Annotated in this window: 9 protein-coding genes; 5 read left to right on the forward strand and 4 right to left on the reverse strand. The window is 63.9% G+C overall.

The genetic code is table 11. From position 1 onward, the window contains the following. Nucleotides 1–43: 43 nt before the first annotated feature. From V1479_RS17095 to V1479_RS17110, 4 genes are all read left to right on the forward strand, one after another. The gene (locus V1479_RS17095; protein ID WP_368804008.1) at nt 44–1,444 is read left to right on the forward strand and encodes a sigma-54-dependent transcriptional regulator; all 1,401 of its coding nucleotides are present in this window, start codon (nt 44–46) and stop codon (nt 1,442–1,444) included. Continuing rightward, nucleotides 1,437–3,473 (forward strand): sensor histidine kinase, encoded by a 2,037-nt coding sequence (locus V1479_RS17100; protein ID WP_368804009.1) that lies wholly within the window; start codon nt 1,437–1,439, stop codon nt 3,471–3,473. The genes V1479_RS17095 and V1479_RS17100 overlap by 8 nt, the downstream gene beginning before the upstream one ends. Nucleotides 3,474–3,752: 279 nt before the next feature. Then, on the forward strand, nt 3,753–5,411 hold the full coding sequence (locus V1479_RS17105; RefSeq protein WP_368804010.1) for an OFA family MFS transporter: 1,659 nt from the start codon (nt 3,753–3,755) through the stop codon (nt 5,409–5,411). A gap of 83 nt (nt 5,412–5,494) precedes the next feature. Beyond that, nucleotides 5,495–6,406: a LysR family transcriptional regulator gene (locus V1479_RS17110; RefSeq protein ID WP_368804571.1), complete on the forward strand. Its 912-nt coding sequence runs from the start codon at nt 5,495–5,497 to the stop codon at nt 6,404–6,406. A 92-nt stretch (nt 6,407–6,498) separates the two neighbouring features. On the opposite strand, the gene V1479_RS17115 is transcribed toward V1479_RS17110, so the two are convergent. From V1479_RS17115 to V1479_RS17130, 4 genes are read right to left on the reverse strand one after another with little or no spacing between them, the layout of a single operon-like run. Beyond that, nucleotides 6,499–7,947, reverse strand: coding sequence for an NAD-dependent succinate-semialdehyde dehydrogenase (locus V1479_RS17115; RefSeq protein ID WP_368804011.1), 1,449 nt, complete (start codon nt 7,945–7,947; stop codon nt 6,499–6,501). A gap of 13 nt (nt 7,948–7,960) precedes the next feature. Then, entirely contained in the window at nt 7,961–9,013 is a 1,053-nt protein-coding gene (locus tag V1479_RS17120) for a hypothetical protein (RefSeq protein WP_368804012.1), read from the reverse strand. After that, a complete protein-coding gene (locus V1479_RS17125) occupies nt 9,010–9,945 on the reverse strand; it encodes a PfkB family carbohydrate kinase (RefSeq protein WP_368804013.1) in 936 nt (311 codons plus the stop codon). Before V1479_RS17125 ends, V1479_RS17120 begins: the two co-directional genes overlap by 4 nt. Continuing rightward, nucleotides 9,938–11,032 (reverse strand): ABC transporter ATP-binding protein, encoded by a 1,095-nt coding sequence (locus V1479_RS17130; protein ID WP_368804014.1) that lies wholly within the window; start codon nt 11,030–11,032, stop codon nt 9,938–9,940. Before V1479_RS17130 ends, V1479_RS17125 begins: the two co-directional genes overlap by 8 nt. Before the next feature lie 316 nt (nt 11,033–11,348). On the opposite strand from V1479_RS17130, the gene V1479_RS17135 reads away from it, so the two are divergent. Continuing rightward, nucleotides 11,349–12,299 carry an ROK family protein gene (locus tag V1479_RS17135; RefSeq protein ID WP_312860652.1) on the forward strand — a complete coding sequence of 317 codons (951 nt, stop codon included), beginning with the start codon at nt 11,349–11,351 and terminating at the stop codon, nt 12,297–12,299. The last annotated feature ends 1 nt before the right edge of the window (nt 12,300 follow it).

Below are 12,300 nucleotides of genomic sequence, written 5' to 3' on the forward strand. Positions count from 1 at the left end.
GCGGCTAACGTTCCCGTTCGATAAGCATGGGGGAGGACATGCGATGGCGGTGCAGGCGGCACGCAAGCTGCGGGAACCTGTTGGCGATCCGGAATTCGGCCCCTGGCTGGCGCAGGCATCGATCCTGATCATCGATGACGAGCCGGGCATGCGCAATTTCCTGATGCGCACGCTCGGCCCGCGCTGCAAGCGCATAGAGGAGGCCGCCGATACGGACGAGGCGACCCGCAAGCTCGACGAGCATCACTTCGACGTTGTCATTCTCGACAACATCATGCCGGGAAAGAACGGCGTCGACTGGTTGGCCGAACAGCGCGCAATCGGCCTCTTCGCCGACGCCATCCTTATCACCGCATTCGCCGACCTTGAAACCGCGATCCAGGCGCTGCGGGCAGGGGCCGCGGATTTCGTGCTCAAGCCGTTCCGGTCCAACCAGATCCTCAACGCGGTGGCGCGGTGTCTCGACCGGGTGCGCCTGCAGCGTGAGAACTACGTGCTGCGCTACGAACTGCGCGCGGCCTCGGACCACATGTTGCTTCGAGACCGGCTGATCGGGGAGTCCGGGGCCATCCGCCAGGTTCGCGAGACCATAGCGCGCGTTGCGCCGCTTCCCACGTCGGTGCTGCTCACAGGCGAATCGGGAACGGGCAAGGAGGTGGCGGCGCGATCGCTGCATTCGCTGTCCGAGCGTGTCGACAAGCCCTTCGTGCCCGTAAACTGCGCGGCGATCCCGCCCGACATGATCGAGAGCGAACTTTTCGGTCATGTCAAAGGCGCCTTCACCGGTGCCGAAGGATCGCGCGAAGGCATTTTCATGCACGCGCAGGGCGGCACGCTGTTCCTTGACGAGATGGGCGACCTGCCGCTTGCCCTGCAAGGCAAGCTTCTGCGGGTGCTGGAAGACCGTCGGGTGCGGCCCGTCGGATCGGAGCGCGAGGTCCCGGTCGATCTGCGGTTCGTTTTTGCGACCAATGCCGATCTTGCACGCGCTGTCGAGGAGGGGCGGTTTCGGGCCGATCTCTACTTCCGCATCAATGTGATGCAGATCCATCTTCCGCCGCTGAACGAGCGCGACCACGACGTTCAGGAACTCGCCGACCTGTTCATGCGCAAGCTCTCTCAGCAGCTCGGCATGCCGCCGGTACATCTCGAGGAGGAGGCGCGGGCCGCGCTGGCGCGGTACGACTGGCCGGGCAATGTGCGCGAACTGCGCAACGTCATCGAGCGTACCCTGATCCTTGGGCGCTTCCCGCTGGAGCAGCTCGGTGCAAGCCGCTCACCGCAGCGCGGGGCTGACGAGAGTGACGGCAGCCTTGCCGACCTCGAACGCCGCCACATCCTCTCCGTGCTGAGGGACAGCGGCGGCAACCGGGAGGAGGCCGCCCGGCGGCTGGGCGTCTCGCGCAAGACGATCGACCGCAAATGCGCGGCATGGAATGTCTGAGACGACAGCCGCTGCAACTGCAAAGACGAGGGAACGCGGCCGCTCGGTCCGCTTCAGGCTGCTCGCCATCGCGCTTCTGCCGACGCTCGTGCTGCTGCCGCTGTTGCTGGGCGTCACCGTCTTCCGCTGGAACGCCAAGTTTGATGCAACGCTGATTTCCAAGGTCAATGGCGACCTCACTATCGCCCATCAATATCTGGCGCGCATCCTTGAAAACACCGGCGAGCAGATCGCTGCGCTGGGCGCTTCCGCCCGCTATCGCGACACCGTCGAATTGCAGCGGACCGCGCCGGACTCGCTCGAGCAGCTTCTGGAGGAAACCCGCCGCGCGCTTGCGTTCGACTTTCTGTACCTGACCGACGAGGCAGGCGATGTGGTTGCGTCGGCGCGCTCGCTGACTGACGGGCGAAGACGGACCGACTGGCCGATTATCGTGTCCGCTCTGGCAGGAAACCCTGAAACAGCCATCGATATTTTCAGCGGCGAAGATCTGGCTGCGATCTCGCCCGACCTCGCCGCGCAGGCGCGCGTCGAGTTGGTGCCGACGGCTAATGCCGTGCCGACCGATCGCAGCGAGGAGACACGCGGTATGGTCGTGCATTCGGCCAGCCCGGCCGCACTCGGAAACGGCGAGACAGGGGCGCTCGTCGGCGGTGTGCTGCTGAACCGCAACCTCGAATTCATCGATACCATCAACGACCTCGTCTATCGTGAGGCGAGCCTGCCGGAAGGAAGCCAGGGAACCGCCACGCTGTTCGTCGACGACGTTCGCATCAGCACGAATGTGCGCCTGTTCGAAGGACGGCGTGCGCTGGGGACCCGCGTTTCGGCGATCGTGCGCTCCGCCGTGCTCGACAAGGGCCGGACCTGGCTCGACAGCGCGTTCGTGGTCAACGACTGGTACGTCTCCGCCTACGAACCGGTCATCGACAGCTACGGCAAGCGGGTCGGCATGCTCTATGTAGGCTTCCTCGAGGCGCCGTTCACAGAAGCCAAGCGCGAGACGTTGCTGACGATCCTGCTGGCGTTCCTGGCCATTGCGATGGTCAGCGTGCCGATCTTCCTGCGCTGGGCGGGGTCGATCTTCCTGCCGCTGGAGCGCATGACCGGGACCATCGCCAGGGTCGAGAGCGGTGATCTCGGTGCGCGAACGGACGTGGCCGAGGCTCGCGACGAGATCGGACGGGTGGCTGTCCACCTCGACCATTTGCTGGACCAGTTGCAGGAGCGCGACCGGCAATTGCGTGCCTGGAACGAGGAACTGAATGACCGGGTGGACGAGCGAACCCGCGAACTGCAGCTTGCCAACCGACAGCTCGAGGCAACGACCAAGCAGCTCATCATGTCCGAGAAGCTCGCAGCGATCGGCGAGATCACGGCGGGCGTGGCGCATGAGATCAACAACCCGATCGCCGTGATGCAAGGCAATCTCGAAGTCGTGCGGGCAGTCATGGGCGACAGGGCGGACGAGGCGAAAACCGAATTCCGCCTCCTCGACGAGCAGATCCATCGCATCAGCCAGATCGTCACCAAGCTGCTGCAATTCGCCAAGCCCGAAGAGTATGCCGGCTATGTCGAGCGGCATGCCCCGGACAACGTCATCGACGATTGCCTGCCACTGGTGCAGCATCTGCTCAATAAGGCCGAGATCGACATCGTCCGCGAGAAGAGCGCGAAGCGCCTCCTGCTGATGAACCGCACGGAACTGCAGCAGGTGCTGGTCAACCTTATCGTCAATGCCATCCATGCGATGCCGGACGGCGGAAAGCTCACCTTCGTTACACGCGACGAGGACGTCGACGGGCGGCCGGGCCTGGCAATCGTCATTGCCGATACTGGCGTGGGCATGAGCGATGAACTGATCCGCAAGGTCTTCGACCCGTTCTTTACCACCAAGCGCAGCGAGGGCACGGGGCTCGGCCTTTCCATCAGCCAGACCCTGATAAAGCGCCAGGGTGGGCGGATTGCGGTCGAGAGCGAAGAGGGCAGGGGCACCACCTTCACGATCTGGCTGCCTGAAGCTGCCTGAGACCTTCGGACATTTTGTCCATGCCCTCCGGACAAAATGTCCATAGGGCTTTTCTCTTAATCGATAAGTCTCTGAAATCGTTGAGCCGCGCAACTGGCACGCCCGTTGCTTATCGTTAAAGGCAACCAAACGGGAGGAGTGCGGATGAGGCGGGGACGCCGCAAGCCATAGACGTTCGGGCGGCCGCTGCCACGGAGGACGGCGCGGCAGCCGACAATCACCAGACGTAACCAGCAGGACGACCCGCGCGGATGCACTTCGGCGGGCGGAGGAGAATTCATGTCCACAGCAAGTGAAACCTACACGGGCGGCAGTGTCGGTGTCGGCATACTCGACAAAGAGCGCATCATCGCGCGGCCGGGCTTCAACCGCTGGCTCGTGCCGCCGGCAGCCCTCGCCATTCATCTCTGCATCGGCATGGCGTACGGCTTCAGCGTGTTCTGGCTGCCGCTCTCGCGCGCCATCGGCATCGATCAGCCGGTCGTCTGCGCTGATCTCAACGTGTTCACGGCACTTTTCACCACCACCTGCGACTGGCGCGTCTCCGATCTCGGCTGGATGTACACGCTGTTCTTCGTCTTCCTCGGTTCGGCGGCTGCCATCTGGGGTGGCTGGCTCGAGCGCGCGGGTCCCCGCAAGGCGGGCCTGGCGTCCATGGTCTGCTGGTGCGGTGGCATGATCATCGCCGCGATCGGCATCATCACCCACCAGTTGTGGCTCATGTGGCTGGGCGCCGGCGTCATCGGCGGTATCGGCCTCGGGCTCGGCTACATCTCGCCGGTTTCCACGCTCATCAAATGGTTCCCCGACCGGCGCGGCATGGCCACCGGCATGGCGATCATGGGCTTCGGCGGCGGTGCTATGATTGGTGCGCCTCTGGCGAATTTCCTGATGAACACCTTCCGCACGGAAGATTCCGTCGGTGTGTGGCAGACCTTCGTCGTGATGGCCCTGCTTTATGCCGTTGCCATGACGCTCGGTGCGTTCGGCTATCGCATTCCGCCATCGGGCTGGCGGCCGGAAGGCTGGACCCCGCCGGCAAACACCAACAAGGCTATGATCACGACCCGGCATGTCCACCTGCGCGACGCCCACAAGACGACGCAGTTCTGGCTGATCTGGGCTGTGCTCATGCTCAACGTCTCGGCCGGTATCGGCGTCATCGGCATGGCCTCGCCGATGCTGCAGGAAATCTTCGCCGGCGACCTGATAGGCCTGCCCGATCTTTCCTTCAACGAACTCGACGCCAGCCAGAAGACCGCCATCGCCGGCATTGCCGCGGGCTTCGCGGGGCTCCTGTCGCTGTTCAATATCGTCGGGCGCTTCTTCTGGGCGTCGCTTTCCGACTATATCGGCCGCAAGAACACCTACTATACGTTCCTGCTGCTCGGCATCGTGCTCTACGCGCTCGCGCCGACCGCGGCGCATATGGGCAGCCAGCTTCTGTTCGTGCTGATGTTCGGCATCATCCTGTCGATGTATGGCGGCGGCTTCGCGACGATCCCCGCCTATCTCGCTGACATCTTCGGCACCCAGTTCGTGGGCGCGATCCACGGCCGGCTGCTGACCGCATGGTCGACGGCGGGCATCGTCGGGCCGGTGGTGGTCAACTACATCCGCGAATTCCAGCTTGCAGCCGGCATTCCACGGGCGCAGGTCTACGACTTCACGATGTACATCCTGGCCGGCATGCTCGCGCTCGGCGTCGTGGCCAACTTCTTCGTGCGGCCCCTCGCGGACAAATGGTTCAAGTCCGACGCCGAGGTTGCCAGCCTGCAGGCCAAGACGGCCGCTTCCCAGACCGAGCAGACCGGCTCGTTCGGCATCGGCAAGGGTGGCCTCGACGCCAAGGCAGCCATCGCCTGGACGGCTGTCGGTGTTCCGATCCTCTGGGGCATCTGGGTGACGCTCGAAAAGACGGCCGCGCTCTTCGGCTGATCAACGCGCTTACCATCCCCGGCGCGGTTCGCGCGCCGGGGACCATGCGACGGTCACGCACTGCTCAAGGGTTGCGTGTCATGCTGATCGAACGGCTCGAACTCTTCATCGCGTTGGCCAAGGAAGGCCATTTCGGCCGCGCCGCCGAGGAATGCGGCGTGACGCAGCCAACCTTGTCTTCGGCCATCAAGCAGCTCGAGACCATGCTGGGCGTGATGCTGGTGGAGCGGGGCTCGCGTTTCCGCGGTCTCACGCCGGAGGGCCGGCAGGTGCTGACGTGGGCGCGCCGCATCGTCTCCGACACCCGCACGATGCGCGAGGAGATGCGCGCCGCGCGGCTCGGCCTCTCGGGCCGCATACGCATCGCGGCCATTCCGACGGCGCTGGCCATGGTCGCCGGCATCACCACACCTTTTCGCGAGCGGCATCCTGGCGTCGGTTTCTCCGTTCTGTCGCGTACCTCGGTGGAAATCCTGTCGATGCTCGGCAATTTCGACATCGATGTCGGCATCACCTATCTCGATCATGAACCCTTGGGAAACGTTGCCGCCGTGCCGCTCTACAGCGAGCGCTATCATCTGATCGTCGGTGCGGGCGGGCCATTCGCCGACCGCGAGGAAGTGACGTGGTCGGAGGTCGCGCAGGTGCCGCTCTGCCTGCTGACGCCCGACATGCAGAACCGGCGGATCATCGACCGGCATCTGGCCGCTGCCGGCGCAACAGTGCGGCCGACGCTGGAGTCCAACTCGATGGTCGTCCTGTTCTCGCATGTGCGTACGGGCGAATGGTCGTCGATCATGCCGCTCAACCTTCCGGCGGCTCTCGATTTCGCCGAGCCCATACGCCGCATTCCGATCGTCGCGCCGGCTGTAAGCCATATGGTGGGGCTCGTGGCAGCGCGGCGCGAACCGCACACGCCGCTCGTGTCGGCATTGTTGGCGGAGGTTGCGGGGCTGAACGAGACGGCTCTGGGCGTGCAACACCTTCACCGCTGACAAAGAAGACCTTCAGGGCCGAAGCGCGGCGATAAAAACGGCCGCCATTGCGGGTGCGATGGCGGCCGTCAGGTTGTTTAAGCTGCGTCGCCTCAGGCGGCGAGGGTCACCAGTTTCGGCACGAGATAGGCGTTGATCGCTTCCGACCCACCTTCGCTGCCATATCCGGAATCCCGGACACCGCCGAAGTGGATTTCCGGGAGGGCGAGGCCGTTGTGGTTGATCGAGGTCATGCCTGCCACGATGCGCTTGCCGAGCTGATCCGCCGTCTCGGTCGAGCGCGTGAACGCATAGCTTGCGAGGCCGTAGGGCAGGCGGTTTGCTTCCGCGATCGCATCCTCGGTGGTGGCGAAGCGGTTGATGATGGCGACAGGCCCGAACGGCTCCTCGTTCATGATGCGCGCGTCCGTTGGCACATTGGCCAGCACGGTCGGCTCGAAGAAGTTGCCCTTGTTGCCGATGCGCCGGCCGCCGGTTCGCAACTCGCCACCCTGCTCAACGGCATCGGCAATCAGGGATTCGAGCACGGGGATGCGCCGCTCGTTGGCGAGCGGCCCCATGGCGGTACCTTCCTCGAAGCCGTTACCGACCTTTACTGCCTTCGCGGCCGCCGTGAAGGCGTCCACGAAACCGTCGAACGACTTTTCCTGCACGAGAAAGCGTGTCGGGGACACGCAAACCTGGCCGGCATTGCGGTATTTGGACGCCGACAGAACCTTCACCGCCTTGTCGATATCCGCGTCGTCGAAGACGATCGCCGGAGCGTGGCCGCCGAGCTCCATCGTGGCGAGCTTCATGTGCTGCCCGGCAAGGGCCGCCAGATGCTTGCCTACCGGAGTCGATCCGGTGAAGGAGATCTTGCGGATCGTTGGGTGCGGGATGAGGTATTCCGAAATCTCGGCGGGAACGCCGTAGACCAGCCCGATCACGCCAGCCGGGATGCCGGCATCGGCAAAGGCACGCACCAGTGCCGCCGGTGCTGCGGGGGTTTCTTCCGGAGCCTTGACGATGATCGAACAGCCTGCGGCAAGCGCAGCAGAAAGCTTGCGCACGACCTGGTTGATGGGGAAGTTCCAAGGCGTGAAAGCGGCGACTGGACCGACCGGCAGCTTGACGATCATCTGGGTAACGTCCGGCGCGCGTGCCGGCACGACCTGTCCGTAGGTGCGGCGGGCCTCCTCGGCGAACCAGTCGATGATGTCGGCGCCTGCAAGGGTTTCCATGCGCGCTTCGCCCACGGGCTTGCCCTGTTCCAGTGTCATCGCCTGTGCGATCTCGTCGGCGCGCTGCCTGAGTATGTCGGCAGCCTTGCGCATCAGCTTGTAGCGCTCGAATGGCGAGGTTTCGCTCCAGGTGGCAAAGCCACGCTCGGCCGCTTCCAGGGCCGCGTCGAGATCCACGCGCGTTGCGTGGGCGACCGTGCCGATCGCCTCGCCGGTTGCCGGATCGACCACGTCGATCGTCTTGCCTTCTCTTCCGGGTCGCCATTCACCGTCGATGAAGAGCTGTGTCGATGGGTAATTTGGCGTCGTCCGTGTCACTGATAAATGCTCCTTACGCTGCCTTGAGGACCGGCTGGCTGACAAGCTGATCCTCGTCCAGCGCGATGCGCGCCGGAATGCGTCCTTTTGTCAGCCGGTCGTGATAGAGCGACACGCCGTCGGCGGGTGTCAACTCATCATCGGCAACGCGGCGAAGAATTTCGATCAGGTCGAGCGGCGATTCCGCCTGATTGATCTTGCGTCCGAAGAGCGCAAGCCGCGCTCCATGTCGTTTTGACTGAGCGAGCAGTTCGAATGTGTCGCGGGTGGTGCCGCCGGCACCGCCAAGCACGCCGACGATCATCTCGTCATCATACGCCACCAGTTCTTCCATCGCGCGCGGCCCGTTATAGGCGACCTTGAGGAAAATGGGTGCTGCATCGCGATCGACGCCCGCCAGGCATCGCACGATGCAGTCGTTGACGAACTGGCCGACTTCTTCGCCGGCAAGCGTGCCGACATTCGGGTTGAAGACTTCGAGGAAGTGCCTGAACCCAAGCGCGTTGCACTCCGCGCGAAACGCATTGTAGGCGGACAACGTGCGATGGTCGGCATCGACGTCGTTGGTGAAGGTCAGGCTGTAGAGGCCGAGATCGGCACCTGCCACACCCTTCGTCAACGGAGGACGGCCGCCATGCATGACGCGCGACAGGTCGGCGGTGCGGAACGGCTGAGACGGAGAGGCGCGATAAGCGCCGTGGCGCGGCAGCCAGATTTCGCTTGTGTCGTTGACGCGAGCCGCCCGGGCCATGTTGCTGTTTGCGAAAAGGTCCTCCTCCATCGCCAGCTTATGCAGATTGTACGCGGAGAGCAGCATCAGGTCGACGATGTCCTGCTTCACGACCGCCCGGACAATGTCGAGGAATTCCCGGCGATTGCGCGGCCTTTCCTTGCCGTTCTCGTCGCGGACCATGCCCAGCGCGGCAATGCCGCGCGCCATGTCAGGGTCCTTGGCGTCGCAGATCAGAAATTCCTTCGAACCGGACGGGTCGCGCCTGATCGCGGCCAGCTTCTCGTCAAGCCTGGTGTTGCGTTCCATCGGGGTCGGGGTGAAACCTTCAGTCATCTTGCAGCAATCCAATTCAGATCGAGTTCAGGGTCGAAGCGCTGGAGCGCCTGCGGTGTCGGGAGCCCGGCACGACCGCCGGGGACAGTGCATTTGAGGGCGGCAACGCTGTTGGCGAAGCGGATCGTCTCTTCGAGCTCTCGTTCGTGGGAGAGAGCCAATGCAAAGGCACCGTGAAAGGCGTCGCCGGCGCCAACGGTATCGACAACCTCGACACGTGGCGGACGGACATTTCGCAGCGCATCGCCGTCGAGCCAGTAGAGGCCGTCCGCACCGTCGGTAACGCCCACGACCTTGTGGCCGGGACGGCGGGCGCGCCTCAAACCCTCTTCTATCGAATCCGTTTCCGTGAACTGGGCGAGGCCCGGTCGGGAGAATATGACATGGTCGCAGCCGGCGATGACGGGTTCGACCACCTCGCGCGGGTGACGTGTAATCTCGGCGTCCAGCACCGATGGAATGCCTTCCCGTTTCGCCTGCTGCAGACAGGCAAGCGCGCCCTGCGGCCACGACAGATCGCAAAGCAGCGCGCCGCCTAGCGTTTCCGGGCGCAACCAATCGGTTTCGGTCGGCGTATCGGGATCGACATAGGCGACAATCAGCCGCTCGCCGTGCCTGTCCACCAGAATTACGGCCCCGGGCGACCGGTTGTTATCGAATGCGCGCAGCCAGGTGGTGTCGATGCCTTCGCCGCCAAGCTCATCGGTAATCGCATTTCCGGTGGCGTCCGCGCCTATGCGCGCTGCAATCGCCGCGCGCCCGCCAAGCCGGGCGATCGCAACGGCTGCCGTCGCGGCCGGCCCGCCGCCGACTTCTCGGCGTTCCCGCGCATAGATCTTCACTGGTTCGCGGGGAATCTCGTCGACCGAGAAAATCGTATCCTGGATGGCAAGGCCGACGCAGAAGACCTCGCCGCGACGCCGGTCAGACAAGGCGCACACCTGTATCCGGATGGAAAAGGTGGATGGCTTCGCTGTCGATGCGGAAGCGCATGCCCTTGTCGCCGGTGTCCGCCGCGCCGGGGCGGATGCGGGCCATGACCTCGCGCCGCCCGAGAGTGACTACGGCAATCGAGTCGGCGCCATGTTCCTCGACAAGCACAACGTCGGATTCGAATTCATCCGACCCTTTCGCACCGTCTGCGATAGACAGGTGTTCCGCACGCATGCCGACATCCACATGTTCGACACCGGCACGCTCGATGCTCTCGTTGCGCGAGACCGGCAGTCGGATCGTCTGGTCCTTGCCGAAATCGAGAAGGAAGGCATCGCCATCCCGCCGCAGCGTGGCGGGCACGAGGCTCATCGGCGGCGAGCCGATGAAGGTGCCGACGAAGCTGTTGACGGGGCGCTGATAGATGTCGCCCGGCGTTCCGATCTGCTGCACCTCGCCCAGCTTCAGAACAACGATCCGGTCGGCCATGGTCATGGCCTCGATCTGGTCGTGCGTAACATAAATGCTCGTCGTGCCGAGCGCGTTCTGGAGCTTGCGTATCTCCATGCGCATGCCGACGCGCAGCTTTGCATCGAGGTTGGAAAGCGGTTCGTCGAACAGGAACACCTTGGGGTCGCGGATCAGGGCGCGTCCAAGCGCGACGCGCTGACGCTGCCCGCCGGACAACGCGCGCGGCTTGCGCTCGAGCAGGGCGTCGAGTTCCAGCATCTTCGCGACCTCGGAAACCTTCGCGTCGATCTGTTCGGGGGAGAGCGCGCGCATCTTGAGCGCGAAGCCGAGGTTTTCCGCGACCGTCATGTGCGGGTAGAGCGCGTAGTCCTGGAACACCATGGCCATGTCGCGGTCGCGGGGCGCCACTTGGTTCAGGCTGTGTCCGTCAAGCTTGATTTCGCCGGAGGTGATTTCTTCCAGACCGGCGATCATGCGCAGCAGCGTACTCTTGCCGCAGCCGGAGGGTCCTACCAGCACGATGAATTCGCCATGATCGACGTCGAGGTCTACGGCCTTCACCGCCTCCACCCCGCCGAACTGCTTTTGCACCGCCCGCAGTGTCAACTCTGCCACTTTGTTCTCGCTCCCTGTTGACAAGTCGCTCCCATAAAGCAGAATAATTACACAGTGTAAACATGGCGGAGAGCCGATGTCCGGACGATTTGTCCCCCGTAGCAGAAAGCAGACGAGAGCGACCGTTCTCGAAAGCCTTTTGCGCACGAAAGGCGCGTTTCGTACTGATTTGGCTCGGGAAACAAGCCTCACCGAGGCGAGTGTTTCACGCATCGTAGCGGATTTGCGTAGTGAAAAGCTGGTCGAAGAGAGGAAGGAATCTGCCCCTCACGCCGGTGGGCCGACCGCCCTCGTTACATTGAGTAATAATATCAACGTGCTCGGTATCGAGCTGTCGAACAGTCGTTTGTCGCTGGGTGTCGGCAATCTTGGCGGTACGCTCGATTACGTCGAGCGAATGCCGGCGTCGCCGAACCTTGATCAGGACGAGTTCGAAAGGCTGTTCTCGGCAAGCGCCGTGGCGTTGCGCGAGTGGGTTGATGCCCGCGGCATCGACCTGCGCCAGGCAGCAATGTCCATCCCGGGCTACGGGCGCGAGGCCGGCAACCCGATCTTTCCGTGGGACATGGCGCGCCTGGAAGGGTTCCTGGGCAAAGTGCTTCCGGGTCTGCCGCTCGCGCTGACGAACTCGGTCGTCGCTCAGGCCGCCTTCAACCGATATGCGATGCCATCCACCTATGCTGTCGAAGGCGATCACCTGTTCCTGTTCGTTGGCCATGGCGTGGCGGGTGTCATCGTCAACGAGGCCGAGCCCATCGATGCCTTTTCCCCGTTCGAGATGGGGCACATGGTGATCGAGCGCGACGGTCTCGTATGCCGCTGCGGCCATCGCGGCTGCGTTGAGGCCTACACCTCCCTGCGCGCGGTTTCGACGATCATCGGCGTGCCGGGCAACGAAATTCTCGCGCGGGGAGACCGGTTCCTCGATGCGCTCGAAGTCGACAACGTTGCGCGCGAGATGCTGCGCGAGCGCCAATTCCTGCTCGGCCTGGCGCTGGGGAACGCGCTCAACCTGCATCCGGTCCCGGCAGTCGTGATCAGCGGCTGGCCGTCGCTGACGCCCGAGTCGGACCGCAGCGCAATTTTTGACGGACTGAACCAGAGCCTGCTTGGCGGCTATGACGAAGGGCGGCTTTCGCTCTCCTTCATAGCGCCGTCGATCGGGAACGACCCCAAAGCCGCGCTCAGCTATGCGGCCTATTGTTTTGTAAGCGGCGGCGGGCTCGAGGCGGCTTCCGATGCGCGCGCGATGGAGGAGACTGCCTGAA

This window comes from Neoaquamicrobium sediminum (genome assembly GCF_040970315.1).
Classification (GTDB): Bacteria; Pseudomonadota; Alphaproteobacteria; order Rhizobiales; family Rhizobiaceae; genus Aerobium; species Aerobium sediminum.